The 25,859-nt window shown below is 69.8% G+C and carries 24 protein-coding genes; 7 read left to right on the top strand and 17 right to left on the bottom strand.

What is annotated here, in order from left to right:
• Positions 1 to 39: 39 nt before the first annotated feature.
• Entirely contained in the window at positions 40 to 1,173 is a 1,134-nt protein-coding gene (locus BM060_RS22120) for a DUF1615 domain-containing protein (protein WP_245322966.1), read from the bottom strand.
• Between the two features lie 132 nt (positions 1,174 to 1,305).
• Here BM060_RS22120 and BM060_RS22115 point away from each other — a divergent pair, with 132 nt between their 5' ends.
• Positions 1,306 to 2,712: a DUF2252 domain-containing protein gene (locus BM060_RS22115; RefSeq protein ID WP_074983018.1), complete on the top strand. Its 1,407-nt coding sequence runs from the start codon at positions 1,306 to 1,308 to the stop codon at positions 2,710 to 2,712.
• 569 nt (positions 2,713 to 3,281) lie between these two features.
• Here BM060_RS22115 and pcaC read toward each other — a convergent pair.
• The 6 genes from pcaC to BM060_RS22085 all read right to left on the bottom strand — a co-directional run bounded on the left by pcaC (position 3,282) and on the right by BM060_RS22085 (position 8,417).
• Positions 3,282 to 3,677, bottom strand: coding sequence for a 4-carboxymuconolactone decarboxylase (gene pcaC / locus BM060_RS22110; RefSeq protein ID WP_058072711.1), 396 nt, complete (start codon positions 3,675 to 3,677; stop codon positions 3,282 to 3,284).
• A gap of 29 nt (positions 3,678 to 3,706) precedes the next feature.
• Complete coding sequence (locus BM060_RS22105; RefSeq protein ID WP_074983016.1) at positions 3,707 to 5,056, bottom strand: 3-carboxy-cis,cis-muconate cycloisomerase; 1,350 nt, start codon at positions 5,054 to 5,056, stop codon at positions 3,707 to 3,709.
• A gap of 105 nt (positions 5,057 to 5,161) precedes the next feature.
• Positions 5,162 to 5,767, bottom strand: a complete 606-nt coding sequence (gene pcaG / locus BM060_RS22100; protein ID WP_074983014.1) for a protocatechuate 3,4-dioxygenase subunit alpha — start codon at positions 5,765 to 5,767, stop codon at positions 5,162 to 5,164.
• Between the two features lie 11 nt (positions 5,768 to 5,778).
• A complete protein-coding gene (gene pcaH, locus BM060_RS22095; RefSeq protein ID WP_009618056.1) occupies positions 5,779 to 6,498 on the bottom strand; it encodes a protocatechuate 3,4-dioxygenase subunit beta in 720 nt (239 codons plus the stop codon).
• 120 nt (positions 6,499 to 6,618) lie between these two features.
• Positions 6,619 to 7,548: a pca operon transcription factor PcaQ gene (gene pcaQ, locus BM060_RS22090; protein WP_074983011.1), complete on the bottom strand. Its 930-nt coding sequence runs from the start codon at positions 7,546 to 7,548 to the stop codon at positions 6,619 to 6,621.
• Positions 7,545 to 8,417 carry a helix-turn-helix domain-containing protein gene (locus tag BM060_RS22085; RefSeq protein WP_043272423.1) on the bottom strand — a complete coding sequence of 291 codons (873 nt, stop codon included), beginning with the start codon at positions 8,415 to 8,417 and terminating at the stop codon, positions 7,545 to 7,547. Before BM060_RS22085 ends, pcaQ begins: the two co-directional genes overlap by 4 nt.
• Before the next feature lie 163 nt (positions 8,418 to 8,580).
• Here BM060_RS22085 and pobA point away from each other — a divergent pair, with 163 nt between their 5' ends.
• The 3 genes from pobA (at position 8,581) to hppD (ending at position 11,768) form a co-directional block, all read left to right on the top strand.
• A complete protein-coding gene (gene pobA / locus BM060_RS22080; protein ID WP_074983008.1) occupies positions 8,581 to 9,765 on the top strand; it encodes a 4-hydroxybenzoate 3-monooxygenase in 1,185 nt (394 codons plus the stop codon).
• 129 nt (positions 9,766 to 9,894) lie between these two features.
• Positions 9,895 to 10,524: a maleylacetoacetate isomerase gene (maiA, locus tag BM060_RS22075; protein ID WP_074983006.1), complete on the top strand. Its 630-nt coding sequence runs from the start codon at positions 9,895 to 9,897 to the stop codon at positions 10,522 to 10,524.
• Between the two features lie 167 nt (positions 10,525 to 10,691).
• Positions 10,692 to 11,768, top strand: a complete 1,077-nt coding sequence (hppD, locus tag BM060_RS22070; protein WP_074983001.1) for a 4-hydroxyphenylpyruvate dioxygenase — start codon at positions 10,692 to 10,694, stop codon at positions 11,766 to 11,768.
• Positions 11,769 to 12,021: 253 nt separating this feature from the next.
• On the opposite strand, the gene BM060_RS22065 is transcribed toward hppD, so the two are convergent.
• On the bottom strand, positions 12,022 to 12,810 hold the full coding sequence (locus BM060_RS22065; RefSeq protein WP_074982998.1) for an IclR family transcriptional regulator: 789 nt from the start codon (positions 12,808 to 12,810) through the stop codon (positions 12,022 to 12,024).
• A 101-nt stretch (positions 12,811 to 12,911) separates the two neighbouring features.
• Between BM060_RS22065 and hmgA the strand changes: the two genes are divergently transcribed.
• Both hmgA and fahA read left to right on the top strand, forming a co-directional pair.
• Positions 12,912 to 14,201, top strand: coding sequence for a homogentisate 1,2-dioxygenase (gene hmgA, locus BM060_RS22060; RefSeq protein WP_074982996.1), 1,290 nt, complete (start codon positions 12,912 to 12,914; stop codon positions 14,199 to 14,201).
• 5 nt (positions 14,202 to 14,206) lie between these two features.
• Positions 14,207 to 15,511, top strand: coding sequence for a fumarylacetoacetase (gene fahA, locus BM060_RS22055; protein ID WP_074982994.1), 1,305 nt, complete (start codon positions 14,207 to 14,209; stop codon positions 15,509 to 15,511).
• An 81-nt stretch (positions 15,512 to 15,592) separates the two neighbouring features.
• On the opposite strand, the gene copD is transcribed toward fahA, so the two are convergent.
• From copD to BM060_RS22040, 3 genes are all read right to left on the bottom strand, one after another.
• Positions 15,593 to 16,453, bottom strand: a complete 861-nt coding sequence (gene copD / locus BM060_RS22050; RefSeq protein WP_074982991.1) for a copper homeostasis membrane protein CopD — start codon at positions 16,451 to 16,453, stop codon at positions 15,593 to 15,595.
• Between the two features lie 19 nt (positions 16,454 to 16,472).
• Complete coding sequence (gene copC / locus BM060_RS22045) at positions 16,473 to 16,838, bottom strand: copper homeostasis periplasmic binding protein CopC (protein WP_074982989.1); 366 nt, start codon at positions 16,836 to 16,838, stop codon at positions 16,473 to 16,475.
• A gap of 284 nt (positions 16,839 to 17,122) precedes the next feature.
• Positions 17,123 to 17,986 carry an SDR family NAD(P)-dependent oxidoreductase gene (locus tag BM060_RS22040; RefSeq protein ID WP_043272414.1) on the bottom strand — a complete coding sequence of 288 codons (864 nt, stop codon included), beginning with the start codon at positions 17,984 to 17,986 and terminating at the stop codon, positions 17,123 to 17,125.
• 160 nt (positions 17,987 to 18,146) lie between these two features.
• On the opposite strand from BM060_RS22040, the gene BM060_RS22035 reads away from it, so the two are divergent.
• On the top strand, positions 18,147 to 18,839 hold the full coding sequence (locus tag BM060_RS22035; RefSeq protein ID WP_083426811.1) for a Crp/Fnr family transcriptional regulator: 693 nt from the start codon (positions 18,147 to 18,149) through the stop codon (positions 18,837 to 18,839).
• 323 nt (positions 18,840 to 19,162) lie between these two features.
• On the opposite strand, the gene BM060_RS22030 is transcribed toward BM060_RS22035, so the two are convergent.
• The 6 genes from BM060_RS22030 to BM060_RS22005 all read right to left on the bottom strand — a co-directional run bounded on the left by BM060_RS22030 (position 19,163) and on the right by BM060_RS22005 (position 25,818).
• Complete coding sequence (locus BM060_RS22030; protein WP_371857769.1) at positions 19,163 to 20,416, bottom strand: RNA polymerase sigma factor; 1,254 nt, start codon at positions 20,414 to 20,416, stop codon at positions 19,163 to 19,165.
• Between the two features lie 9 nt (positions 20,417 to 20,425).
• Entirely contained in the window at positions 20,426 to 20,854 is a 429-nt protein-coding gene (locus BM060_RS22025) for a YybH family protein (protein WP_074982987.1), read from the bottom strand.
• Positions 20,855 to 20,870: 16 nt separating this feature from the next.
• The gene (locus tag BM060_RS22020) at positions 20,871 to 21,653 is read right to left on the bottom strand and encodes a DUF899 domain-containing protein (RefSeq protein WP_083426810.1); all 783 of its coding nucleotides are present in this window, start codon (positions 21,651 to 21,653) and stop codon (positions 20,871 to 20,873) included.
• A 49-nt stretch (positions 21,654 to 21,702) separates the two neighbouring features.
• A complete protein-coding gene (locus BM060_RS22015; RefSeq protein WP_074982985.1) occupies positions 21,703 to 22,074 on the bottom strand; it encodes a YciI family protein in 372 nt (123 codons plus the stop codon).
• A gap of 105 nt (positions 22,075 to 22,179) precedes the next feature.
• Positions 22,180 to 23,184, bottom strand: coding sequence for a fimbrial protein (locus tag BM060_RS22010; RefSeq protein WP_074982983.1), 1,005 nt, complete (start codon positions 23,182 to 23,184; stop codon positions 22,180 to 22,182).
• A 24-nt stretch (positions 23,185 to 23,208) separates the two neighbouring features.
• On the bottom strand, positions 23,209 to 25,818 hold the full coding sequence (locus BM060_RS22005; RefSeq protein WP_083426809.1) for a fimbria/pilus outer membrane usher protein: 2,610 nt from the start codon (positions 25,816 to 25,818) through the stop codon (positions 23,209 to 23,211).
• Positions 25,819 to 25,859 lie beyond the last annotated feature (41 nt).

Raw genomic sequence — 25,859 nt, 5'->3', positions numbered from 1 at the left:
CGCGGCGCCGGGCGGCCAGCGCAAGGCGGCCTGCGGCGGTCAGCGCTTGCCGGCCCGAGCCAGGCAGCGCTGGTAGCGCTCGTCCACGCGCTGGGCGAACCAGGCGGTGGTGAGGTTGCGGGTGATCTTCGGGCTGTGCAGGGTGATGCCCGGCAGCACCGCCCGGGCCAGGGGCTTGCCTTCGTTCTTCTCGGCCAGGGCGAAGACCTTGGCGTAGAGCTTCGTCTCGCCGAATTCGGCGCGCTCGCCCTGCTCCAGGTCGCGGCGGACCTGGCTGTCGCTCAGGCCCAGGCGCGGGCCCAGGGTGCGCACCGCCAGTTCGGTGGCGCCGGCGGCGCTGGAGTCGTAGCGGATCAGGTCGCCGTCCAGCGCCAACGGGATGCCGGTGGCCAGGCTCACGGCGCGCTGGAAGGCGGCGTTGCGGCTGGCGTACCAGCCGGCGTTGAAGTCGGCGAAGCGGTACAGCGGCCGCTGGTAGTCCGCCGGGTAGCCCAGCAGGTGGGCGATGCCGAAGTACATGCCGCCGCGGCGGCTGAACACTTCCTGGCGCACGCTGCCCTTCATCGGGTACGGGTAGCCCTCGGCGTGCTGCTCGGCGAAGGCCACGCTGACCTGCATCGGCCCGCCGGTGCGCACCGGGTTGAAGCGGCCGAACAGCTGCTGGCCGAGCGGCACCATGCCGATGAAGTCGTCGAAGATGGCGCTCAGCTCGCGCTCGCTGCGCACCGCGTCCAGGCGCTGGCTGTAGCTCTTGCCGGTGGGCGACTTCAGCGCCAGCGCGGCGTCGAGCAGGAAGTTGGGGACGTGCAGGCGCGCGGCGCGCTTCTGCATCTCGCCGCGGGCGATGCGGCCCAGGCCCGGCACCTGCGGGTCGGCCTGGAAGTTGGATTCCTGCTCGGTGATCGCCAGCACCGAGCAGAGGTTCTCGGTGCTCGGGCGGATGCGCTGGGCGGCGAAGGCCGCCTGGATGTCCGTGGCCCAGCCGCTGCGGTCGCTCACCTTGGCCGGCATCAGTTGCGCCAGGGTGGCGCGCACCTGCGCCGGCGTCGGCTCCGGCGCCTGACGGGCGGACTGCGAACTGCAGCCGGCCAGGGCCAGCAGACCAAGGGCGATGCCCAGGGCGCGCCAGGGCAGGCTGGCGGGACGGGCGAGCGGAATGGCGATGGCGGACATGGACGCTTCCTGACGACGAGACGCCGCGACCATCGCAGAAATGCCCTTTCCAGGCCAGCCCAAGGCGCCGACTTGCAGGCCCCTGGCCAGCCTCTAAGCTCGAATTCATGGCCCCGGGATTGGAGGTGAACGATGGACATCAAGGAACTCCGCAAACAGGGCAAGGACGCCCGCGACAAGTGCCCGCGCAGCAGCCACGCCGAACCCGGGAAGATCGACCGCGACCCGCTGCCGCTGATCGAGGCCTCCAGCGCCGGCCGCGTGCAGTCGCTGGTGGCGCTGCGCTACGGGCGCATGCTGGTGTCGCCCTTCACCTTCTTCCGCGGCAGCGCCCTGCTCCAGGCCCACGACCTCTCGGGCACCCCGGACATGGGCATGGAGCTGCCGATCTGCGGCGACTGCCACCTGATGAACTTCGGCGGCTTCGCCTCCCCCGAGCGCAACCTGCTGTTCAACGTCAACGACTTCGACGAGGTCCACCCCGGCCCCTGGGAATGGGACCTCAAGCGCCTGGTGGCGAGCTTCCTGATCGCCGCCCGCGACCTGCGCCACGGCGAGACCGTGGAGGAGAACGCCTGCCACGAACTGGTCGCTTCCTACCAGCAGAACATGGCCGAATGCGCCGAGATGGGCGCCCTGGAGCTGTGGTACGGGCGCATCGACTACGAGGTGGCGCTGGAGCAGGAGAAGGAAAAGGACCTGCGCGAGCACGTGCAGCGCGCCATCGAGAAGGCCAACCGGCGCACCCACGCCGAACTGCTGCCGAAGATCGCCGAGCGCGACGCCAAGGGCCGCCTGCAGATCCGCGACGACCTGCCGGAAATCTTCCACCTGCACGCCTCGACCTCGCTGCTGGACAAGGACGACGACTGGATGGACCTGGAGCACTGGCAGGACCTGCACGACACCTTCATGCGCGACTACCGCTCCACCCTGCAGGCCGACCGCCGCGACCTGCTGGACCGCTTCGAGGCGCAGGACCTGGTGTTCAAGGTGGTGGGCGTGGGCAGCGTCGGCACCCGCTGCCTGGTGGCGCTGCTGATCGATCCCCAGGAGCAGCCGCTGTTCCTGCAGTACAAGGAAGCCCGTCCCTCGGTGCTGGCCGGCTACGTGCGCAGCAAGCTGCGCACCCGCCACCAGGGCCAGCGGGTGGTGGACGGCCAGCGCCTGATGCAGTCGGCCAGCGACCTCTTCCTCGGCTGGACCACCGGCCCCGGCGGCCGCCACTTCTACGTGCGCCAGTTGCGCGACATGAAGGTTTCGGCGGAACTGGAGACCTTCGACGAAAACGCCTTCCTCGCCTACGCTCGCGTCTGCGGCCGCGCCCTGGCGTGCGCCCACGCCAAGTCCGGCGGCCAGGCGGCGCGGATCGCCGGCTACATCGGCAAGAGCGATGCGCTGAACGATGCGCTGGTGCATTACGCCAAGGCTTATGCGCTGCAGAACGAGCGGGACTTCGAGCGGTTCCAGCGCGCTTGCCGCAAGGGGCAGTTGGAGGCGCGTTCGGAGGCGGATTTCGTGGCGGATCGGATGCCGTGAGGGGGATTGGTGGTTGTAGGAGCGAGCTTGCTCGCGAATGGAGTTCTACCGGGAGGTCCGGAGCGCATCCTCAAGAACGCCCTCTCCCTAACCCTCTCCCTGAAGGGAGAGGGGACCGTTGGGCAGAAACGGGAACGCTGGAGTTAGCCGGCAGTTGTGGAGTTGGAGGCGCGTTCGAAGGCGGATTTCGTGGCGGATCGGATGCCGTGAGGGGGATTGGTGGTTGTAGGAGCGAGCTTGCTCGCGAATGGAGTTCTACCGGGAGGTCCGGAGCGCATCCTCAAGAACGCCCTCTCCCTGACCCTCTCCCTGAAGGGAGAGGGGACCGTTGGGCAGAAACGGGAACGCTGGAGTTAGCCGGCAGTTGCGGAAATAGCCGGCGAACGCCATAGCCTCCGCCGGCACGGACAAGCCCCCTCTCCCTTCAGGGAGAGGGCCGGGGAGAGGGTGCTCTTGAACCCAACACCGCAGCCACCGACAAACTCCATTCGCGAGCAAGCTCGCTCCTACGAAAAGCGCCATAGCGTAGGGCGTATAACCGTTCGCGGTTATACGCCGTTAGATCAGGCTCACCCCTCCAGCGACTCCGTCCCCAGCTCGTTCCACACTTCCTCCGCCAGGTGGAAGGTAGCGTTGGCCGCCGGGATGCCGCAGTAGATCGCGCTCTGCAGCAGCACTTCCTTGATCTCCTCGCGGCTCACGCCGTTGTTGCGGGCGGCGCGCAGGTGCAGTTTCAGTTCGCCTTCGCGGTTCATGCCGATGAGCATGGCGATGGTCACCAGGCTGCGGGTATGGCGCGGCAGGCCGGGGCGGGTCCAGATGTCGCCCCAGGCGTGGCGGGTGATCATTTCCTGGAATTCTTCGTTGAAGGCGGTGCGGTTCTGCAGGCTGCGGTCGACGTGGGCGTCGCCCAGCACCGCGCGGCGGACCTGCATGCCGGCTTCGTAGCGTTGTTTCTCGTCCATCGGGTTCTCTCTCGCTTGTCTGTCGCGCTTCAGCCGAGGCGCGCGTGTTCTTCCAGGGCGCGTTCCACCCAGCGGCGGCACTGGCCCAGGTAATGGGCCGGGTCGAGCAGTCGATCCAGCTCGGCTTCGCTCAATTGCGCGCGGACCTCGGCGTTGCCGCCCAGCACCTGGCGCAGGTGCGCGCCTTCGGCCACGGCCTGGCGGCAGCATTGCTCCACCAGGTGGTGCGCGGCGTCGCGGCCGATGCGCCGGGCCAGGGCGATGCTCACCGCCTCGGCCAGCACCAGGCCGCGGGTCAGGTCGAGGTTGCGGGCCATGCGCTGGGCGTCCACTTCCAGGCCCGGCACCACCAGCAGCGCCTGCTGCAGCGCGCCGGAGACCAGGCAGCAGAGTTCCGGCAGGCTTTCCCATTCGGCGTGCCACAGGCCGAGGCTGCGCTCGTGCTCCTGGGGCATGGCGCTCAGCATCGTCGCCACCAGGCCCGGCGCTCGGGTGGCGGCGCCGATCAGCACGGCGGCGCCCACCGGGTTGCGCTTGTGCGGCATGGTCGAGGAGCCGCCCTTGCCCGGCGCGGAAGGTTCGAAGACTTCGCCGGCCTCGGTCTGCATCAGCAGGCTGAGGTCGCGGCCGAGCTTGCCCAGGCTGCCGGCCACCAGGCCGAGCCAGGCGGCGAATTCGACGAGGCGGTCGCGCTGGGTGTGCCAGGGCTGTTCCGGCAGTTGCAGGCGCAGTTCCTCGGCCAGCGCCTCGGCCACGGCGAAGCCGTCGTCGCCCAGCGCCGCCAGGCTGCCGGAGGCGCCGCCGAACTGCAGGCTGAGCAGGCGCGGCTTGAGTTCGGCCAGGCGTTCGCGGTGGCGGGTGACCGCGCCGAGCCAGCCGGCGATCTTCATGCCCAGGGTCACCGGGGTGGCGTGCTGCAGCCAGGTGCGCCCGGCCATGGGCACGTCGGCGTGCTGGCGCGCCTGCTCGGCCAGGGCCGCGCCCAGGCGCGCCAGGTCGTCTTCCAGCAGGCCGACGGCGGCGCGCAGTTGCAGCACCAGGCCGCTGTCCATGGCGTCCTGGCTGGTGGCGCCGAAATGCACGTAGCGCTCGGCCTCCACGTCCGTCGCGGCGACCTGGCGGCCCAGCGCCTTGGCCATGGGGATGGCCGAGTTGCCGGCGCTGCAGATGGCCGTGGCCAGGGCGTCGAAGTCGTACAGCTCGGCGCGGCAGGCGGCCTCGATGGGCGCCACCGCGCTGGCCGGGATCACCCCGCAGCGCGCCTCGGCGCGGGCCAGGGCGGCCTCGAAGTCGAGCATGCCCTGCAGGCGCGCGCGGTCGCAGAACAGCTCGCGCATCGCCGGCTGGGTGAAGTAGGCGTCGAAAAGTCGGTTGCTCACGCAAGGGCTCCAGTTTTCTTCGTCATCAGGCACAGCCTACGCCATGCCGTGAACGCCGACGGGCGGACCGCTCGCGCGGCCCGCCCGCTCAGGCGTCGGAACGCATCAGAAATCGAAGAACACCGTCTCGCCTTCGCCCTGGATGCGGATGTCGAAACGATAGGCCAGCTGGCCGTTCACCTCGCAGCGGCGGGCCACCAGGGTCTCGCGGCGCGGCGCCTGTTCGATCAGGTTGAGCACCGGGTCCTTGGCGTTGGCCTCGGCCTCGTCCTCGAAGTACAGGCGCGTCTGCAGGTGGATGTTGATGCCGCGGGCGAACAGCGACACGTTGATGTGCGGCGCCTGCGGGCGGCCGTCGGCGGCCTTGGTCACGCCCGGCTTGATGGTCTTCAGCGTCCACTCACCGGCATCGAAGGTGGTGGCGGTGCGGCCGAAGCCGTTGAACGCCTTCTCCGCGTCGTAGCGGCTGTCGTAGTGGCCTTCGTGGTCGGCCTGCCAGAACTCCAGGAAGGAGTCGCGCACCAGGTGGCCGTTGCCGTCGTAGACGTGGCCCAGCAGCAGGATGTGCTCGCCGGCGGCACCGGGCTTGGCCATCTGGTTCCAGATTTCCAGGTCGCGGGTCGGGTTGCCGGCCGCTTCCAGGGCCAGGCCGATGTGCACGTACGGGCCGGCGGTCTGCGAGGGGGTTTCGGGGAGCAGTTGAACGGGCATGGCGAAGCTCCTCAGCGATTCTCGAAGTGGGTCTGGCGCTGGCCGCGCAGGACGATGTCGAAGCGGTAGGCCAGGCAGTCCATGGGGTTGGCCATGCCCATGTCCAGGCGCGCGATCAGGCTCTGCACCGCCTCGGGGTTGGCGATCGACTTGACGATGGGGCACATGGGGATCAGCGGGTCGCCCTCGAAGTACAGCTGAGTGATCAGCCGGGTGGCGATGGATGGGCCGCTGATGGAGAAGTGGATGTGCGCCGGGCGCCAGTCGTTGGGGCCGTTGCGCCACGGGTAGGGGCCGGGCTTGATGGTGCGGAAGATGTAGCGGCCGTCGCTGTCGGTGATGGCGCGGCCGACGCCGCCGAAGTTCGGGTCCAGCGGCGCCAGGTAGCGGTCGTTCTTGTGCCGGTAGCGGCCGCCGGCGTTGGCCTGCCACATTTCCACCAGGGTGTTGGGCACCGGCTTGCCGTACTGGTCGACGACGCGGCCGTGGACGACGATGCGCTCGCCGATGGGCAGCGCGCCGGTGTTGAAGTTGAGCAGCAGGTCGTTGTCGTGCTCGCCGAACTTCAGGTGCGAGAAGTCCGGGCCGGTGGTCTCGGAGATCGACTGTGGGATGCTCACCAGCGCCTGGCGCGGGGAGCGGGCGACGGAGGTCTTGTAGTCGGGGGTGAGGGCTTTGGGGTGCCAGTTGCGGTCACGGATGACGAACCGGCTGTTGTCCACTTCGGACATGGCGGTCTCCTGTTGTTGGAGTTATAGGAGCCTGTAGAGCATCAGGCATGTGCTCCGCAGTTTCCGCCAGCTCAGCGCGCAGGAAAATTGAAAAGCTGCCCGCCATCCTTAACCAAATGGTTATGGATAAACTCCTTCGCGGTACTCCTGGCCCACCTCGCGCAGCACCTCCTGGCACCAGTGCGCGCCGAGGGACAGCGGCAGCGAGGCGTTGCTACAGATGCCCACCGAGCCGCCGGCCTCCTGCAACTGCGGCGCCAGCTCGGCCAGCTCGTCCTTGCCCAGGGCCGCGCGCACCGCGTCCAGCGGCGCCATCCACACTGCGTCGCTGTCATCGACGTAGCGCCGGCTCAGGCTCAGCGAGAGGGTTTCCAGGCGCCGCGACGACTGGCGCAGGCCGTGCTCGACGAACAGGCTGTCGACGCGCTTGCGGATGGTGGTGCCGGCGGTGGGCAGCACCAGCGGGTATTCCTCCAGCTCCGCCGCGTCCAGCGGCCGGCCCAGCAGCGGGTGGCCGGCGCGCACCACCAGGGTCAGCGGCTCGTTGTACAGGTGCTCGAAGGTCAGGCCCTGGATCTGCGGGCTGTCGGTCATGCGCCCGACCACCAGGTCCAGCTCGCCGACGCGCAGTTGCGAGAGCAGGTGCGCGCTGGGCCCGGTGACCACGCTGACCACCAGCGCCCCGTGGCGCGCGTGCAGGCGCCGCACCACTTCCGGGAGGAAGGCGCCCTCCACCGTGGAAAGCACGCCCAGGCGCGCGCTGCTGGCCGCGTATTCGCCGCCGCGCAGGCTCTCCACGCCGTCGCGCAGGGCCTGCACGCAGGGCCCGGCATAGCGCAGGAAGGCGATGCCGGCCTCGGTCAGCACGGCGCCGCCCTTGCCGCGCTCGAACAGGCTGGCGTCGAGCACTTCCTCCAGCTCCTTGAGCGTCTTCGACACCGCCGGCTGGCTCACCGCCAGGCGGTCGGCGGCGCGCGCCAGGCTGCCCAGGCGGGCCACTTCGAGGAAGCACAGCAGGTGGCGGAACTTGATGCGTGAGTCGATGTTCATCGGTTACCCCGGAAGGCCCTGGGCGACTGCCCGGTGCCGCGCTTGAAGAATCGCGAGAAATACGCCGGCTCCGAGAAGCCCAGTTGGTCGGAGACCTCCTGCACGGTCATGTCCGTGTACACCAGGTTGCGCTTGGCCTCCAGCAGCAGGCGCTGGCTGATCAGCTGCAGCGCCGAAACGCCGGCCAGGCGCCGGCACAGGGCGTTGAGGTGCGCCGCGCTGATGCCCAGGCGCTCGGCGTAGCGCTCGATCGGCAGGTGCTCGCGCAAGTGTTTCTCCACCAGCCGGCGGAACGCCTGCAGGTGCTCGCGGCCACGGTCCGGCGCGGCGCTGGCGGCGTGGCTGGCCTGCAGGTGGCGGCGCCCCAGCCACACCAGCAGGGCGCTGACCAGCGAGCGCAGCATCAGCTCACGGCCCGGCTCCTGGCGTGCGTATTCACGCTCGATGGAGTCGAACAGGGTGCTCAGGTAGCGCTCGTCCTCACCCACCGCGTAGCACTGCGGCTGTTCCAGCACGGCGCGGTCGAACTGGCGCAGCAGTTCCTCGGCGAAGGGCTGGGCCAGGCTGAGGACGTAGCCGTCGATCTGCGCGGTGAAGCGGAAGCCGTGCACGCACAGGGGCGGCGAGACCTGCACTGTGGCCTCGCGCACGCGGGTGACGCTGCCCTCCACTTCCAGCTCGGCTTCGCCGGCGCGCACGTAGAGCAGCTGCACCAGGTCGGCGTGGCGGTGCGGGCGGATTTCCCAGTCGTACAGGCTGCTGCGCGACGGAATGGTCTCGCAGTGCAGGGGGTCGGGTGTCGGCCAGGCGTGGGTCTCGCCGTAGAGCTGGAACACCGGGACCGGATTCGAAGCGGGCGTCTTGTGCATTTATAGGCCGCCGGGGCTATCCACGAAAAATCCAGGTTATCTGTTGGATATTGCCTTCTGCGCGGCGATTCATCCACCAAAAATGCAGGTGCCAATAACAACTACGCGGCCAGGGGGCGTGCCTACGACCAGGCCCCGGCCCGCGACGACGAGGAAAACAACAATGAAAACCCAGGTTGCCATCATCGGCGCCGGCCCTTCCGGCCTGCTGCTCGGCCAACTGCTGCAACGTGCCGGCATCGACAACGTCATCCTCGAACGCCAGAGCCCGGACTACGTGCTCGGGCGCATCCGCGCCGGGGTGCTGGAACAGGGCACCGTGGACCTGCTGCGCGAGGCCGGCGCCAATGCCCGCATGGACGCCGAGGGCCTGCCCCACGACGGCTTCGAGCTGGTGCTGGACGGCCGCCGCGAGCGCATCGACCTCAAGGGCCTGACCGGCGGCAAGAACGTGATGGTCTACGGCCAGACCGAAGTCACCCGCGACCTCATGGAAGCCCGCCAGGCCAGCGGCGCCCTGAGCATCTACGAAGCCGGCGACGTGCAGCTGCACGAGGTGCAGGGCGAGAAGCCCTACGTCACCTTCACCAAGGACGGCGAGACGGCGCGCCTGGACTGCGACTACATCGCCGGCTGCGACGGCTTCCACGGCGTGTCGCGGCAGACCATCCCGGCGGACAAGCTCAAGACCTACGAACGCGTCTACCCCTTCGGCTGGCTCGGCCTGCTCAGCGACACCCCGCCGGTCAACCACGAACTCATCTACGCCAGCAGCGAGCGCGGCTTCAGCCTCAGCAGCATGCGTTCGGCCACCCGCAGCCGCTACTACCTGCAGGTGGGCCTGGAGGAGAAGGTCGAGGACTGGTCCGACGAGCGCTTCTGGGACGAACTCAAGCGCCGCCTGCCGGCCGACGCCGCCGCGCGCCTGGTCACCGGCCCGTCGCTGGAGAAGAGCATCGCCCCGCTGCGCAGCTTCGTGGTGGAGCCGCTGCAGTACGGCAAGCTGTTCCTGGTCGGCGACGCCGGGCACATAGTCCCGCCCACCGGCGCCAAGGGCCTGAACCTGGCGGCCAGCGACGTCGACGCCCTGTACCGCATCCTGGTGAAGGTCTACGGCGAAGGCCGCGTCGAGCTGCTGCAGCGCTATTCGGAAGTCGCCCTGCGGCGCATCTGGAAGGCCGAGCGCTTCTCCTGGTGGATGACCAGCATGCTGCACAAATTCCCCGACAACGACGCCTTCACCCAGAAGATGCTCGATACTGAACTGGCCTACTTCCTCGACTCCCAGGCCGGGCGCACCTGCATCGCCGAGAACTACGTCGGCCTGCCCTTCGAACGCATCGACTGAAGGCAGCGCGGCGAGCCCCCGAAGGAGCGCGGGGGCTTGCCCTCGGCGGAAAAATTACGCAGAGTGTAAGGCAATTACGAAAACAACAGTGCCCGCCACGACGCGCACGCTGCCTGCGAGTGAGAGTCCATGGACCTCTACACCTACTACCGCTCCACCTCCAGCTACCGCGTGCGCATCGCCCTGGCCCTCAAGGGCCTGCAGCCCCGGCACGTCCCGGTCAACCTGCTGCAGGGCGAGCACCGCCAGGACGCTTACCTTGCACTGAACCCGCAAGGCCGCGTGCCGGCCCTGCGCACCGACGAAGGCGAGCTGCTGATCCAGTCGCCGGCGATCATCGAATACCTGGAAGAACGCTACCCCGAGCCCGCCCTGCTGCCGGCCGACGCCCTGCAGCGCGCCCACCAGCGCGGCGTGGCGGCGCTCATCGGTTGCGACATCCACCCGCTGCACAACGTCGCCGTGCTCAACCGCCTGCGCGCGCTGGGCATAGACGAGGACGGCGTGAACCAGTGGATCGCCCACTGGATCGGCGAAGGCCTGAAGGCCGTGGAAGCGCTGATCGGCGACGAGGGCTTCTGCTGCGGCCCGCAGCCGGGCCTGGCCGACGTCTACCTGCTGCCGCAGTTGTACGCCGCCCGCCGCTTCGAGGTGGACCTGAGCCCATTCCCGCGCATACTCAGGGTAGAGCGCCTGGCCCTGGAGCACCCGGCCTTCCGCCAGGCCCACCCGGACGTCCAGGCCGACAAGCCGGCCTGAGGAGCGCGCCATGCAAAGCCTCGGATTCAAAGTCACCATCGGCGACTTCCTCGCCCGCAGCGTACGCGGCGTGCCCTGCTCGCCGCCGCGCCAGCCGCGCAGCTGACCCCACGACTTTCCGAATCCCGGACGCGCCGCCGAGCGCGTCCACCGCGAGGAACACGAACATGGCAGACCTCTTCGACAACCCCATGGGCCTCATGGGCTTCGAATTCATCGAATTCGCCTCCCCCACCTCCGGCGTGATGGAACCCATCTTCGCCAGCCTGGGCTTCACCAAGGTGGCCAGCCACCGCTCCAAGGACGTGCACCTGTACCGCCAGGGCGAGATCAACCTGATCCTCAACAACGAGCCCAAGAGCCTGGCGGCCTACTTCGCCGCCGAGCACGGCCCCTCGGTGTGCGGCATGGCCTTCCGCGTGAAGAACGCCCACCAGGCCTACGCCCGCGCCCTGGAGCTGGGCGCGCAGCCGGTGGAAATCCCCACCGGGCCGATGGAGCTGCGCCTGCCGGCGATCAAGGGCATCGGCGGCGCGCCGCTGTACCTGATCGACCGCTTCGGCGAGGGCTCGTCGATCTACGACATCGACTTCGAGTTCATCGAAGGCGTGGACCGCCACCCCAAAGGCGCCGGCCTGAAGATCATCGACCACCTCACCCACAACGTGTACCGCGGGCGCATGGCCTACTGGGCGGACTTCTACGAGAAGCTGTTCAACTTCCGCGAGATCCGCTACTTCGACATCAAGGGCGAGTACACCGGCCTGACCTCCAAGGCCATGACCGCGCCGGACGGCATGATCCGCATCCCGCTCAACGAGGAATCCTCCAAGGGCGCCGGGCAGATCGAGGAATTCCTCATGCAGTTCAACGGCGAGGGCATCCAGCACGTGGCCTTCCTCACCGACGACCTGGTGAAGACCTGGGACGCCCTCAAGGGCCTGGACATGCGCTTCATGACCGCGCCGCCGGCGACCTACTACGAGATGCTCGAAGAGCGCCTGCCCAACCACGGCGAGCCGGTGGAGGAACTGCGCAACCGCGGCATCCTCCTCGACGGCACCTCCGAGGGCGGCAGCCGCCGGCTGCTGCTGCAGATCTTCTCGGAAACCCTGATGGGCCCGGTGTTCTTCGAGTTCATCCAGCGCAAGGGCGACGACGGCTTCGGCGAAGGCAACTTCAAGGCGCTGTTCGAGTCGATCGAGCGGGATCAGATCCGTCGCGGGGTGTTGGAGACGAAATAAACCGCGCCGGGGTGCTCTTCGTAGGAGCGAGGGGGACGCCTAGTTCTTGCTCGCGAACAAACGCGGTGCCATGCGGTTCGCGAGCAAGCTCGCTCCTACGAGAGGCCGTGCCCGCGATTCGCGCGCAGGGCGCGCTCCTACCGCGGACAGAGTCCGCTCCTACGACTCCAGGGAAGCACGGGCGTAGGAGCGGACTTCGTCCGCGATTAGATTCACCGGCCACGCCGGACGCCCCGGTGGCACGACCAGCCCCCTACTCCGGCCTACGCCCCGCCATCCGCGCGGTAATCGCCGCCGCCGCTTCCTTCAGCAACTCCGCCGCCCGCCCCTGGGTCTCGGCACGAAAGGCACTCGCCGCCCCCACCACCGTCACCACCCCCGCCAGTTGCTCACCCACCGCGAACACCGGCGCCGACAGCGCATTCACCCCCGGCATCAACAACCCATGCACATGGTGCAGACCCGTGGCCCGGATCTCCGCCGTCTGCTTGTGCAACTCCGCCTCGTCCAGCGCACCAGGCATGCCCTTCTCCTCCTCGCGCAGCGGCGCGGTCTCGCCGTCGGGCAGGTAGGCGTTGAATACCAGCCCGGTGGACGAGCCCAATAAGGGCAGCACCGAGCCCACGCGGGTGACCAGGGTCACCGCGCGCAGCGGCTGCTCCACCTGCACCACGGTCGGGCCCTTGTTGCCCCACACGGCGAGGAAGCAGGTTTCGTTCAGCTCGTCGCGCAGGGCGCTCAGGTGCGCCGTGGCGGCGCGCACCACGTCCAGCCGGCCGATGGCGGCCAGGCCGACGAACAGCGCCTCCGGGCCCAGGGCGTAGTGGTTGGTGGCCGCGTCCTGCTCGGCGAAGCCGCTGGCGATCAGTGCCTGCAGGTAGCGGTGGACCTTGGCCGCGGGCATGCCCACGTGCTCGGCCAGGCGCGACAGCGAAGTGGCCGGGGCCAGGTCGGCCAGGCCCTTGAGGATGTCGGTGCCGACTTCGGCGGCCTGCACTTTCTGGCGTTTCGGCGCGTCGCCGGTGTCCCTGGGAATGGCCATGCAATGACTCGTTCGTCGATGGAGGCGCTGTTATAGCTTGACCCCTTCCGGCGTTCAAATTACGTTATTCGTAATTCGATTACAAAAACAACGAGGTCGCCATGTCGTCCGCCGAATCGCTCACCTACCTGTCGGGTTTCAACAACCAGTTCAGCAGCGAGGCCCTGCCCGGCGCCCTGCCCCACGGGCAGAACTCGCCGCAGCAGGTGCCCTTTGGGCTCTATGCCGAGCAGCTTTCCGGCACCGCCTTCACCGTGCCGCGCAGCGAGGCCCGGCGCACCTGGCTGTACCGCATCAAGCCCTCGGCCAGCCACCCGCGCTTCGAGCGCCTGGCGCGGCAGATTCCCGGCCGCGAGCCGGGCCAGGTGACCCCCAACCGCCTGCGCTGGAACCCCCAGGACATCCCCGGCGAGCCCACCGACTTCCTCGACGGCCTGCTGACCCTCGCCGCCACCGCCGACGCCGAGCAGGCCAGCGGCGTCAGCGTGCACCTGTACCGCGCCAACCGCTCCATGGACCGGGTGTTCTACGACGCCGACGGCGAGCTGCTGATCGTCCCGCAACAGGGCCGCCTGCGCCTGGCCACCGAGCTGGGCCGGCTGGACATCGAGCCGCTGGAGATCGCGGTGATCCCGCGCGGCATGAAGTTCCGCGTCGAACTGCTCGACGCCAGCGCCAGCGGCTACATCTGCGAGAACCACGGCGCCGCCCTGCGCATCCCCGACCTGGGCCCCATCGGCAGCAACGGCCTGGCCAACCCGCGCGACTTCCTCGCCCCGGTGGCCCACTACGAGGACATCGACGCGCCGGTGCAGCTGGTGCAGAAATTCCTCGGCGAGCTGTGGGCCTGCGAGCTGGACCACTCGCCGCTGGACGTGGTCGCCTGGCACGGCAACAACGTGCCCTACAAATACGACCTGCGCCTGTTCAACACCCTCGGCACGGTCAGCTACGACCACCCGGACCCGTCGATCTTCACCGTGCTCACCTCGCCCAGCGACACCCACGGCATGGCCAACGTCGACTTCGTGATCTTCCCGCCGCGCTGGATGGTGGCCGAGAACACCTTCCGCCCGCCGTGGTTCCACCGCAACCTGATGAACGAATTCATGGGCCTGCTCCTCGGCGCCTACGACGCCAAGGCCGACGGCTTCGCCCCCGGCGGCGCCTCGCTGCACAACTGCATGAGCGCCCACGGCCCGGACAACGCCAGCACCGTGCAAGCCATCGCCGCCGAGCTGAAACCGCACAAGATCGAAAACACCATGGCCTTCATGTTCGAGACCGGCCGCGTGCTGCGCCCGAGCCGCTACGCTCTCGAATGCCCGCAACTGCAGCGCGACTACGACGCCTGCTGGGGCGGCATGGCCAAGACCTTCCAGAGGAACTGAACCCCATGAACCAGGCAGACACCCGCCGCAGCTGGCTCGACTCCGCCAACGGCCACCCCGACTTCCCCCTGCAGAACCTGCCGCTGGGCGTATTCAGCAGCCCCGGCCGCGAGCCGCGCGGCGGCGTGGCCATCGGCGAGCACATCCTCGACCTGAAGGCGGCGCTGGCCGCCGACCTGTTCGAGGGCGAGGCCCGCCACGCCGCCGAAGCCGCCAGCGGCGCCAGCCTCAACGCCTTCTTCGCCCTGGGCGCCGGCCCGCGCCGCGTGCTGCGCGAGCAGTTGCAGGCGCTGCTGGCCGAAGGCAGCCCGCAGCAGGCGCGGATGCAGGAACTGGGCGCCAGCCTGCTGCCGGCCCAGGCCAGTTGCCAGCTGCACCTGCCGGCCCAGGTCGGCGACTACACCGACTTCTACGTCGGCATCTACCACGCCAACAACGTCGGCCGCCTGTTCCGTCCGGACAACCCGCTGCTGCCCAACTACAAGCACGTGCCCATCGGCTACCACGGCCGCGCCTCCACGGTGGTCGCCTCCGGCGCCGCGGTGCGCCGGCCCAACGGCCAGACCCTGGCGCCGGGCGCCGAGGCCCCGGGCTTCGGCCCGAGCAAGCGGCTGGACTACGAACTGGAGCTGGGCATCTGGATCGGCCCGGGCAACGAGATGGGCGAGGCCATCGGCATCGGCCAGGCCGAGCAGCACGTGGCCGGCTACTGCCTGCTCAACGACTGGTCGGCGCGCGACGTGCAGGCCTGGGAATACCAGCCGCTGGGCCCGTTCCTGGCGAAGAACTTCGCCACCAGCGTGTCGCCCTGGGTGGTCACCGCCGAGGCCCTGGCGCCGTTCCGCAAGGCCCAGCCGGCGCGCCCGGAAGGCGACCCGCAGCCGCTGCCCTACCTGCTGGACGAGCACGACCAGGCCCATGGCGCCTTCGACATCCAGTTGGAAGTGCTGCTGCAGACCGCCGCCATGCGCGAGCAAGGCATCGAGCCGCTGCGCCTGGCGCTGAGCAACACGCAGAACATGTACTGGACGGTGGCGCAGATGGTCGCCCACCACAGCGTCGGCGGCTGCAAGCTGCAGGCCGGCGACCTGTTCGGCTCCGGCACCCTCTCCGGGCCCGCGCCGGAAGCCTTCGGCAGCCTGCTGGAGAGCACCGTCGGCGGCAAGCAGCCGCTGGCACTGCCCGGCGGCGAACAACGCACCTTCCTGCAGGACGGCGACGAAGTGATCCTGCGCGCCTGGTGCGAACGCGAAGGCTACCCGCGCATAGGCTTCGGCGAGTGCCGCGGGGTGATCCTGCCGGCGCGTTGAAACACCTGTTCGCGAGCAAGCTCGCTCCTACGAAGAGCCGCGCGCACCTGTAGGAGCGAGCTTGCTCGCGAACCCGCCGAATCAACCCGCCGGGGACAACGTCCCCAACAGCGACACGACGGCCACAGCCGCGAGCCCGCACACCCACTCCAGCACCACGCTGCGCCGCAGCGCCAGCAGGCGCTTCTCGCGGAACGCCAGGGCCACGCGGTTGAGCAGGGCCAGGGCGAGCATCCCCGCCACCAGCAGCAGCTTGATCGTCAGCACCAGCCCGAAGGTGGAAGTGCGCGGGTCCGGCCATTGCCCGACCAGCGCCCAGACGTTCACCAGCCCGCTGGCCGCCACCCCGGCCACCAGCAGGTAGCCCACGCCACTGAAGCGCCGCAGCGCCTCGCCATGGGTGGAATCCGGCGCGCGGTACAGCAGCGCCGCCAGCAACAGCAGGCCGCCGAGCCAGGCGCCGGCGCAGAGCAGGTGCAGGGCCTGGTTGAGCATCAGCCCGACGCCGGCCCAGCCGTCGAGCATGGCGCCATGGCCCACCGGCGCCAGGCTGGCCAGCACGGCGCCGGCCAGCAGCACGCGCAGCGGGTTGTCCACCGACAAAGGCAGGCACAGCGCAACCAGCAGCGCGACGTTCGCCAGCAGGTGCCAGGCCCAGACCTGGCCGAAGAAGGTCTGCCCCAGCACCAGCCGCAGCGTCGGCCCGTCCAGCGCGGCGGACCAGTCGCCGGCCATGCTCGCCGCCACCAGGCCGAGCCAGGCCAGGCCGCTGAGCAGCGCCAGCGCGGCGGCGATGCGTTGCCCGGCCAGCACGCGACCGTCCAGCGCAGCGAGCACTGCGGGCTCCTGGCGGCGCAGCACCGCACGGAACAGCGCCACGCCGAACAGCGTCAGGGTCAGGGCGAGATGCAGGAAACGGCAGAAGACCAGGGCGTCATCCATGGCGGATGCGGCTCATGGTTCAGGGCGCGACCTTGAAAGCGTAGCTGCCGTTGCTCTTGTGGGTGTCCACCGAAACGGCGTGCCATTCCACCTTGTACTCGCCGGCCGGCAGCGGCTGGTCGAAGGTCACCACCAGCACCTTGGCGTCGCCTTCGGTGGTGGCGATGCCGGCCACCTTCACGGCCTTGCCGTCGGCGGCGGTGACCGTGACCTTGGTGAACTTCGCCTCGACGCCCTCGGAGAAGGTCAGGCGCAGCTCCCTGGGAGCGGCTGCAGTGCTGTCGGCGGCGGGGGTTTCGCTCTTCAGGTGGGCGTGGGCGAAGACGGCGGGGGCGTTGAGAAGGGCGAGCAGGCCGAGGGTGGCGAGCAGGGGGGAACGGCGCATGGCGGGACCTCGAATGGACTTCAGCGCCGGGGAGCTTAGCAAAGACACCGCCGTGCCAACGACGAATAATCGCGGACGGAGTCCGCTCCTACCCCCCGGCAAATATGCCCCCGTAGGATGGGTTGAGCGAAGCGATACCCATCGCCGTGGCCGCATGGGTTTCGCCAAGGCTCAACCCATCCTACGAAAAGCGCCTCGGTGCCCGAGAGACGTCCGCAGAGGGTCCGGGAAAGCCCGGTCGTAGGAGCGGACTCCGTCCGCGATGGCCCCAGGCCGCGCCGGGCTCACCCCTGCAACCGACTCACATCCCCCGGATCGATAGACGCCCCAGCCCCCAACTCCTCCCGCTGCTGCGCCAGACGCGCCCCTTCCTGCGCAACCAGCGCAAAAAGCTTCTCCGGATCAGCCTGCCGCAACTGCAGTGCCAGCTTCTCCATCCCCTCAGCCACCACGATGTCATGCTGCCGCGCAGCCAGGCCGGCGAGGATGGTCTGGGCCGCCACCGCCGGGTCGATGCCGTTGTCGATGTTGGTGTCCGAGCGGCCGCGCTGGGTGCCGTTGCCTTCCAGGGAGTTCAGCGCGATGGCGGTGCGCACCGAGCCCGGCAGGATCACGCTGACGCCGATGCCGTAGGCCGCCTCCACTTCCGCGCGCAGCGCCTCGAAGTAGCCGACCACCGCGTGCTTGGCCCCGCAGTAGCCGGTGCGCAGCGGCGCGCCGACCTTGCCGGCCACCGAGCTGACCACCGCCAGTTGGCCGCCGCGCTGCTCCACCAGGCGCGGCAGCAGGGCCTGGGTCAGGGCCACGGGGGCCAGGTAGTCCACTTCCATCAGTTGGCGATAGACCGCAAGGCCGGTATCCAGGGCCAGGCTGCGCTGGCTGACGCCGGCGTTGTTCACCAGCAGGTCGATGCGCCCGCGCCAGGCCCAGGCCTGCTCCACCAGGGCCGGCAGGCGCTCGTAGTCGGTGCTTTCGAAGGGCAGCACCAGGGCCCGCTGCGGGGCGCGTCCGGCCAGCGCCTGCAGGGCCTCGACGCGGCGGCCGGAGAGGATCACCTCGGCGCCCTGCTCCAGCAATGCCAGCGCCAGCGCCTCGCCGATGCCGGAAGAGGCGCCGGTTATCCACACTACCTTGGCTGCGAAACTCATCTTGTTGTTCTCCTTGGCCTGCGGGCGCACGCCGCCCGCGTTGCCAGGCAGGCTAGGCCAGCGCGCGGCGCAGGACTGCCGGAAACCCGACAATTGCCATGGCTTGCAGCGGCCGGGCAAGGCGGTCAAAGTGCCTCGACCCACTGCCCGAACCCGCCCCATGCCCGATACCGAAGACCTCCTGCAGCAATTGGGCGCCAACCCCTGGTTCGCCCGCCTGGCGCCCACGGTGCGCCGCACCCTGGCCGCCGAGGGCCGGCGCCAGCCGTTACGCGCCGGCGAGTTCGTGTTCCGCCAGGGCGACCGCGGCGAGCACTTCCTCACCCTGCTGCACGGCAAGCTGAAGGCCTCGACCCTGCGCGAGGACGGCAAGGAGGCGATCCTCGCGGTGCTGGAGCCCGGCCACTGGTTCGGCGAGGCGTCGATGCTCGACGGCCTGCCGCGCACCCACGACGTGATCGCCAGCCGCGACAGCGAGGTGCTGGGCGTGGACCAGGCGACCTTCGACCGGCTGATGCTCGACAACGGCTTCGCCCGCGCCGTCTGCGTGCTCCAGGCGCAGCACACGCGCCTGGTCTACCGCCTGCTGGAAGACGCCATGCTGCGCTCCACCCGCGCCCGCATCGCCAGCCGCCTGGAACAGCTGGCGCGCGGCGACGGCAGCATCGACGGCGAGCAGCGCCAGTTGGTGCGCATCAGCCAGGACGAGCTGGCGATGATGCTCGGCATCAGCCGCCAGACGCTGTCCCTGGAACTGCGCGAGCTGGTGGCCGGCGGCGCGCTGGAGCTGGGCTACCGGCAGTTGCGCATCGTCTCGCTGGAGCGGCTGCGGGAGATGGCGGCGCAGGGTTGATGGTGCCCTACGTTACAGGCGAGCACAGCTTTTCGTAGGAGCGAGCTTGCTCGCGAACCCGGCCTCGCAGCGGGGGTTGGTTCGCGAGCAAGCTCGCTCCTACGAAGAGCACCTTGGCGCGGCGTAGGGCGGATAACGTTCGACGTTATCCGCCGTTTGACCTTGGTCCCAGGCGGCGCCGGGGCTGGCCTGGGCGTTGGCCTCGGTCGCAAACGGTACCGGGGTTATGGACGTTGACCTCGGTCTCAGGCGGCGCCTGGGTTGACCTTGGCGTTGACTGCGGCGTGGGTTAAACGGCGTATAACCGCGAACGGTTATACGCCCTACGTTTCCAACTCCCGCAGGCGCTGTTCGAGGAAGCGTCGCTCCGGCTCCAGGCGCGTCAGCGCCAGCGCGCGCTCGTACGCCTCGCGGGCTTCGGCGGGGCGGCCCAGGCGCCGGCAGAAGTCGGCGCGGGCGGCGTGGGCCAGGTGGTAGTCGGCCAGTTCGCCGCGGGCGAGGATGGCGTCCACCGCTGCCAGCCCGACCTGGGGGCCGTCGCGCATGGCCAGGGCCACGGCGCGGTTGAGTTCCACCACCGGCGAGGGCTGCAGTTGCAGCAGCGCGTCGTACAGCGCCACCATCCGCGGCCAGTCGGTGCTGGCCAGGTCCGCCGCCTCGGCGTGCACCGCGGCCAGGGCCGCCTGCAAGGTGTAGGAACCGAAGCGGCGGCTGGCCAGGGCCAGGCCGACCAGGCGCTGGCCCTCGGCGATCAGCCCGGCGTCCCAGCGCGAGCGGTCCTGGTGCTCCAGCAGCACCAGCTCGCCGTGCTCGTCGCTGCGCGCGGCGCGCCGCGATTCCTGCAGCAGCATCAGCGCCAGCAGGCCCAGCACTTCCGGCTCCGGCAGCAGTTCCAGCAGTTGCCGGCCCAGGCGGATGGCCTCGGCGGAAAGCTCGGCGCGGGTCAGGGATTCGCCGCTGGAGGCCGCGTAGCCCTCGTTGAACACCAGGTACACCACGCGCAGCACGCTGGCCAGGCGCTGCGGCAGCTCGGCCGGCTCCGGCACCTGGTAGGGGATGCGCGCGTCGCGGATCTTCTGCTTGGCGCGGACGATGCGCTGGGCGATGGTCGCGGGCGCTGCCAGGAAGGCCCGGGCGATCTCCTCGGTGCGCAGGTCGCAGACTTCGCGCAGGGTCAGCGCCACCTGGGCGTCGGCGGCCAGCGCCGGGTGGCAGCAGGTGAACACCAGGCGCAGGCGGTCGTCCTCCAGGCCTTCGTGCTCCATCTCCTCCTCACCCTGGGCGTCGATCTCCAACTGGCGAGCGATCTGCTCCAGCGAAGCGTCGAAGCGCACCCGCCGGCGCAGGTGATCGATGGCCTTGAAGCGTCCGGCGGAGACCAGCCAGGCCCGCGGGTTGTGCGGCAGGCCATCGCGCCCCCACTGCTCCACGGCGGCGGCGAAGGCATCGTGCAGCGCCTCCTCGGCGCGGTCGAAGTCGCCCAGCAGGCGGATCAGCGTGGCCAGCACGCGCCGCGATTCGCGGCGGTAGATGTCATCCACCGCGTCGCGCAGCGAAGGCGGCGCGTAGTCATGCATGCGGCCGGCTCATGGCTGGGCGTCGAACAGCAGCTGCCCGGTGTGCATGTCGAAGGGGATGGAGAAATGCTCGTGGACGATCTTCCATTCCCCGTCCACCCGCCGCAGGCCGAAGCTCGCCCGCGCCCAGGAGGCCTTCTCCTCGCCCTTCTCGTCCTTGCCGCCGCAGTACGACAGATAGTGGCCGAAGGCGACGTCGCCGCCCTGCTCCACTACCAGGTGGTGGCGCTCGAAGCGCGTCTGCTGGCAGGCCTGCAGGCAGGCGCGCCAGTGCTGCGCGTAGGCCTCGCGGCCGACGAACTGCAGCTGGGCCACGGCGTCGAAGGCCAGCACGTCGTCGCTGTAGTGGCGGACGATGGCCGCGACGTCGCCGGCCTGTACCGCCTCCAGCCAGCCGTCCAGCAGGCGCTGGATGGCCGGGTCGATGGGACTTCCCATGGCGATTCCTCCTTTTTCAGGATGCGCAGCAGCCGTGCGGTGGTCGCTCGTCGTCGTAGCGGTCATGGTAGCGCAGCCAGTTCATGCCCTTGCCGTCGAGGTCGGCCATGCCGCCCCAGCCCTCGCCGCGGCCCAGGGGCGTGAGGTCGAGCAGGTGGTAGGTGAACAGCGGCGCCTCCAGCCCGCGGCCGTAGGCGGAGTAGCTGTGGTAGACGCTGTCGCCGTCGCGCAGGAACACGCTCATCCCCGGCTGCTCGCCCTGGATGTGGTAGTCCTGGCCCAGGCGCCGCAGTTCGTCCAGGTCGCGGTAGTTGTATTCGATCGGCGCCACCTTCTCGTCGAGGGTGACGTGGAAGTCGTAGTTGAAGTCGCTGCCGAAGGACGAGTACCAGGGCAGCCGCCAGCCCATGCGCGCGCGGAACGGCGCGATCTCCGCCAGCGGCGCGCGGGACACCAGGGCCAGGGTGGTGCCGCGGGCGTGCAGGTGCTCCAGGCGGCCGAGGTTGTCGACCAGGAAGGAGCAGCCCTCGCAGCCCTCGCCACGGTCGCGGTGGAACATGAAGTGGTAGACGATCAGCTGCGGCCGGCCCTCGAACAGGTCGAGCAGGCGCAGCGGGCCGCTGGGGCCTTCGAAGCGGTAGTCCTTGTCGATGCGCACCAGCGGCAGCTTGCGCCGCTCGGCGTTGAGGGCGTCGCGGGCGTGGGTGGCCTCGCGCTCCAGCCGCCACAGGCGCTTGCGCGCGGCCAGCCAGTCTTCGCGGGGCACCACGGGCGGCAGGGTGAAGTTGTCGATGCTCATGCTTGGCTCTCCTCTTCGCGCGGCTCGCCGCCGCGGCGGGTGGCGGGGCTCAGCCCTGGGCGGCGAAGTGCTGCTCCCAGTCGCGGATCGGCCGCACCTCGATGCAGCCCAGGCGCCCCGGCGGGATCTTCGCGGCGATCTGGATGGCCTCGTTGAGGTCGCGCGCCTCGATCAGGTAGAAGCCGCCGAGCTGCTCGCGGGTCTCGGCGAAGGGCCCGTCGGTGACCGACAGCTGGCCGTCGCGGTGGCGCAGGGTGGTGGCGCTGCCCACCGATTGCAGGGCCTCCACCGCCAGCAGCTGGCCGCGCTCGCGCAGCTGCTGCTCGTAGCCCAGGCACTCTTCCACCACGGCGCGGTAGTCATGGGCGGGCAGCTGCGCGGCGGCTTTCTCGTCCAGGTAGATCAGGCACAGGTATTTCATCCTCGGCTCCTCCGGGCGTTGGGACGCAGATACCTATAGTCGCGCCGGGCCGGAGGGGATCGACAGCAGGTCGGTTTTATCCCCCGCCAACGGACGAACGGTCGCTCATTCGTAGGTCATGGTGAAGGTCGCGGTGACCGCCACCTGCCCGCCCGTCACCGTGCTGGCGGTCTTGTAGTACTTGGCCGCCAGCGGGATGCTCACCGCCTGGCCGGAGCCCGTGGTGGTGGTCTGCAGCGCGCGGGTGGCCAGGGGCTGCACCAGGGTGCTGCTGACGTCGCCATAGAACAGCTGGACGCCGACGCCGCCGGCCATGCCGGCGCCGCTGGCGTTGTCGAGGACCTGGTTGCCGCTGCTGGCGCCGTCGATGCGGTACCAGACCTGCACCCCGCTGTCGCAGCGCAGGTTGATGTGGAAGGCGCGGGCCTTGCCGTTGTCGGCCAGCACGCCGAGGCCGGCGGGGAAGTCGCTCTTGAGCACGGTCGGCAGCGGCACGGTGATGCCCTGGCTGTCGGGGTTGATCTCGCAGGCCCGCGAGGTGACCGCGGTGGCGCCGGTGAAGGTCAGCTGCGCCACCGTCAGGTTCTGGTACGACACCGTGGAGGTGCCGCTGACCTGCAGCTGGCCGCCATTGAGGATCGGCCCGGTCTTCACCAGGCGCACCCACCAGGAGTTCTTCAGCGGGTACTGGGTGGCGCTCACCGGCCAGGCCAGGCTGGCGATGGGCGTCACGTTGTTGTAGTTCGGGTTGCAGTTGGCGTTGTTGCACCAGTAGACCGAGATGCCGATGCCGTCGATGTTGGTCTTGAACACCGAGGGGTAGCCGCTGCTGTTGGTGAAGCCCGGCACCGCCGCGCCGATGCCGCCGGCCAGCACGCCGGAGACGACGCCGGTGCTGTTGCAGCTGATGTTGTTGCCGCTGGCGGAGACCCAGCCGCTGCTCCACAGCTCGGTGTTCGGCGTGGCATCGACGGGCACGCTGATGGTCGCCGGCAGGCTGATGTTCAGCTGCGAGGTCATGTAGCCGGAGTCGAAGCTGCAGCTCGCCCAGGCCGTGGTCGACAGGCCGCCGAGCAACAGCAGCAGGCAGAACAGGAAAATCTTCTTCATGGATACCTCGTCGAACGCGGCCGCCTAGCGGGCCGCCAGTTCACCGCCGGCGGACGGGCGCACGCACACCGCCTCGGCCTGCTGGAAGGGTTTGCCGTCGCCGGCCGCGGCCGGCACCTGGTAGCGCGCCCGGCATTGCCGCTGCGGGCCTTCGCCCCAGCGCACCTGCAGCTCGCCGCTGGTGTCGCGCAGGCGCAGGAACACCCGGCTGCCCTGGCCCACCAGGGTCAGGCTGTTGCCCTGGGCGTCGAGCACCTCGGCGCCCACCGGCAGGCTGTTGCCCTGCTCGTCCAGCAGGCGCAGCAGCAGCGGCTGGCCGCTGACGGTGGGGTACTTGAGCATCACCACCGCGCCGTAGCGCGGCGCCACGTTCTGCGCGGTGGTCTGCAGCTCGACGTCGTCGGGCAGGCCCTTGGGGTCGAGCGCCACCTGGTTCTCGCGGTAGGGCATCAGGCTGGAGACCACCCCGTAGCCGTTGCCGCCGACCGCGCCGCCGCTGCTGTTGACCAGCGCAGCGCCGGCCGCGCCCCTGGCCTCGATCACCGCGCGGGTCTCGCCCTGGGCCTGGCTGAAGTTGATCCCGCCGGGGTGCGCCACCACGCTGCCGGTCAGGCCCAGGCCGTACTGGTGGTAGCCCTCGCCTTCGCTGTAGCTGGCCGACAGGTTGGTCTGCGGCGCGCAGTACTGCACGTTGGCGCCGCCGGTGTTGCTGCTCTGCCCGTCGATGCGGCTGCGCGAGCCGTACACGCCGTAGCTGAACTGGTTGTAGTCGCCCAGCGAGCCGGCCACGCTCAGCTGGCTGTTGATATCGCCGTTGCTGTTGCGCGTGGTGGTGCTGTTCAGGTACGGCGCGTGGCTGGAACGCCCCAGCGGCAGCGACAGGTTGAGCATGTACTGGGTGTCGGTCTCGCCGGACAGCGCGCGGGTGCGGTTGGCCGACAGACTCAGGCTGCCCCAGCTGAAGCTGTTGGAGTAGCCGGCCTGGTAGCTCATGTCGCTGCCCTTGCCGGTGTTCCAGTAGTTCTGCGCCGAACCGCTCAGGTACAGGCTGCCCAGGCGCTCGCCCAGGGGCTGGCTGAGGTTGACCTGGAAGCGGTTGCGCTGGCGCCAGGCGACGTAGTTGGCGTCTTCCGGCGAGCGCGCGTAGGCGAAGTCGGCGAAGTTCAGGTAGCCGTCGCTGGAGAAGCGGTAGGCCGCCACCGCGAAGTTGGTGCGGGTGGACTCCAGCAGCTTGCTGTAGCTCAGGCGGAAGCTCTGGCCGCTGGCGCTGCCGCCCTGGTCGCCGGCCTTCAGGCCGCTGGCGTGGGACTGGGTGACGTCGAAGGCGAAGGCGCCCACCGGCGTGCTCAGGGCCAGGCCGCCCTGCAGCGCCAGGTAGTTCTCCGCGACTATGCTGCCGGTGTAGCCGGTCCACAGGTTGGAGATGCCGCGCTGGTAGGTGCCCTGGACGAAGTTCGGGGTGTCGTCCAGACGGTCGTCGCGGTACTTGCCGGCGGTGACGCTGTAGCGCGACACGCCCGGGCGCAGCAGCTGCGCGACGCTGGCGAAGGGCACGGTGAACTGGCGCACGCGGCCGTCGGCCTCGGTCACCGTCACTTCCAGGTCGCCGGCGTAGCCGGAGTTGTACAGGTCGTCGATGACGAAGGGCCCGGGCGCCACGCTGGTTTCGTAGAGGACGTTGCCGCCCTGGCGCACCGTGACCTTGGCGTTGGTCTCGGCGGTGCCGCGGATGGCCGGGGCGAAGCCGCGCTGCGAGTCGGGCAGCATGCGGTCGTCCGAGGCCAGCTGGACGCCGCTGTAGGGCACGCTGTCGAACAGGTCGGCGGGGGTGAAGTATTCGCCCAGGGTCAGCTGCGATTTCAACGCGGTGACGTCGCGCTGGGCGTAGCTGCTGATCGCGTCGTAGTGCCGCGTGCTCTTCTGCCGGTCGCCCTGGCTCTGGCTGTAGCTGCCGTTGTGGCGCAGGCGCCAGTCGCCCAGGTTGAGCCCGGCGTTGAGGCCGGCGTAGTACTGGTCCTGGGTGCCGCCGGCCTCGGTGCGGTAGGCGTTGGCGTTGTAGTCGACGAAGGCCGCGGTGACGCCGCGGTCCCAGTCGCGCGGGTCGACGTAGCCGCGCGACACCCGGCCCAGGTAGGCCTGGGGAATGCTCAGGTCCAGGCGCAGGTCGCCCTGGACGAAGTCCGCGCGGGCGCCGGGCACCAGGCGCACCACGTCCACGCAGTCGGCGTCCTCCAGGGCGCGCGCGGCGGCCTTGGCGTCCGGCAGCCGGGCGCTGTCCAGGCCCAGGGCCGGCAACTGGCTGCGCTTGAAGCAGTAGCTGGGCGGGGCGTCGCCCTCGCCGCCGCGCACCCGCAGTTCCTGGCGGCCGGTCCAGGTCTGGTTGACGTAGACGTCCACCCGGTAGCTGCCCGGGGTGACCGGGTTGCCGTGCTCGTAGCGCGTGACGTCCAGCGGGCGGCCGTCGGGGCCGCGCAGGAAGGCCGGGTTGAAGGCGGCGTAGAGCGCGTCCTCGGCGGCCCGCGGCGCGTCCGCCGGGAAGGCGGCCCAGGCCGCGGCGATAGCCAGGGCCAGCGGCCCCGGGCACGGCCAGGCGCGCCGGCGCGCGGCCGGAATACGGCGGGAATGACGAGACATCGATGTACCTTGTCGGATCGGCCCTCGCGCGCCAGGCGCGG

The organism is Pseudomonas citronellolis, from assembly GCF_900112375.1.
GTDB classification, from domain to species: domain Bacteria; phylum Pseudomonadota; class Gammaproteobacteria; order Pseudomonadales; family Pseudomonadaceae; genus Pseudomonas; species Pseudomonas citronellolis.
The sequence above is the reverse complement of the archived record's forward strand: the minus strand, read 5'-3'. Positions and strand labels throughout refer to the sequence as shown.

What these genes read in the sequence shown, in the direction of transcription:
- BM060_RS22120 (WP_245322966.1), bottom strand. Translation starts at nt 1,173, where the DNA reads ATGTCCGCCATCGCCATTCCGCTCGCCCGTCCCGCCAGCCTGCCCTGG.
- BM060_RS22115 (WP_074983018.1), top strand. Translation starts at nt 1,306, where the DNA reads ATGGACATCAAGGAACTCCGCAAACAGGGCAAGGACGCCCGCGACAAG.
- pcaC (WP_058072711.1), bottom strand. Translation starts at nt 3,677, where the DNA reads ATGGACGAGAAACAACGCTACGAAGCCGGCATGCAGGTCCGCCGCGCG.
- pcaG (WP_074983014.1), bottom strand. Translation starts at nt 5,767, where the DNA reads ATGCCCGTTCAACTGCTCCCCGAAACCCCCTCGCAGACCGCCGGCCCG.
- pcaH (WP_009618056.1), bottom strand. Translation starts at nt 6,498, where the DNA reads ATGTCCGAAGTGGACAACAGCCGGTTCGTCATCCGTGACCGCAACTGG.
- pcaQ (WP_074983011.1), bottom strand. Translation starts at nt 7,548, where the DNA reads ATGAACATCGACTCACGCATCAAGTTCCGCCACCTGCTGTGCTTCCTC.
- BM060_RS22085 (WP_043272423.1), bottom strand. Translation starts at nt 8,417, where the DNA reads ATGCACAAGACGCCCGCTTCGAATCCGGTCCCGGTGTTCCAGCTCTAC.
- pobA (WP_074983008.1), top strand. Translation starts at nt 8,581, where the DNA reads ATGAAAACCCAGGTTGCCATCATCGGCGCCGGCCCTTCCGGCCTGCTG.
- maiA (WP_074983006.1), top strand. Translation starts at nt 9,895, where the DNA reads ATGGACCTCTACACCTACTACCGCTCCACCTCCAGCTACCGCGTGCGC.
- hppD (WP_074983001.1), top strand. Translation starts at nt 10,692, where the DNA reads ATGGCAGACCTCTTCGACAACCCCATGGGCCTCATGGGCTTCGAATTC.
- BM060_RS22065 (WP_074982998.1), bottom strand. Translation starts at nt 12,810, where the DNA reads ATGGCCATTCCCAGGGACACCGGCGACGCGCCGAAACGCCAGAAAGTG.
- hmgA (WP_074982996.1), top strand. Translation starts at nt 12,912, where the DNA reads ATGTCGTCCGCCGAATCGCTCACCTACCTGTCGGGTTTCAACAACCAG.
- fahA (WP_074982994.1), top strand. Translation starts at nt 14,207, where the DNA reads ATGAACCAGGCAGACACCCGCCGCAGCTGGCTCGACTCCGCCAACGGC.
- copD (WP_074982991.1), bottom strand. Translation starts at nt 16,453, where the DNA reads ATGGATGACGCCCTGGTCTTCTGCCGTTTCCTGCATCTCGCCCTGACC.
- copC (WP_074982989.1), bottom strand. Translation starts at nt 16,838, where the DNA reads ATGCGCCGTTCCCCCCTGCTCGCCACCCTCGGCCTGCTCGCCCTTCTC.
- BM060_RS22040 (WP_043272414.1), bottom strand. Translation starts at nt 17,986, where the DNA reads ATGAGTTTCGCAGCCAAGGTAGTGTGGATAACCGGCGCCTCTTCCGGC.
- BM060_RS22035 (WP_083426811.1), top strand. Translation starts at nt 18,147, where the DNA reads ATGCCCGATACCGAAGACCTCCTGCAGCAATTGGGCGCCAACCCCTGG.
- BM060_RS22030 (WP_371857769.1), bottom strand. Translation starts at nt 20,416, where the DNA reads ATGCATGACTACGCGCCGCCTTCGCTGCGCGACGCGGTGGATGACATC.
- BM060_RS22025 (WP_074982987.1), bottom strand. Translation starts at nt 20,854, where the DNA reads ATGGGAAGTCCCATCGACCCGGCCATCCAGCGCCTGCTGGACGGCTGG.
- BM060_RS22020 (WP_083426810.1), bottom strand. Translation starts at nt 21,653, where the DNA reads ATGAGCATCGACAACTTCACCCTGCCGCCCGTGGTGCCCCGCGAAGAC.
- BM060_RS22015 (WP_074982985.1), bottom strand. Translation starts at nt 22,074, where the DNA reads ATGAAATACCTGTGCCTGATCTACCTGGACGAGAAAGCCGCCGCGCAG.
- BM060_RS22010 (WP_074982983.1), bottom strand. Translation starts at nt 23,184, where the DNA reads ATGAAGAAGATTTTCCTGTTCTGCCTGCTGCTGTTGCTCGGCGGCCTG.
- BM060_RS22005 (WP_083426809.1), bottom strand. Translation starts at nt 25,818, where the DNA reads ATGTCTCGTCATTCCCGCCGTATTCCGGCCGCGCGCCGGCGCGCCTGG.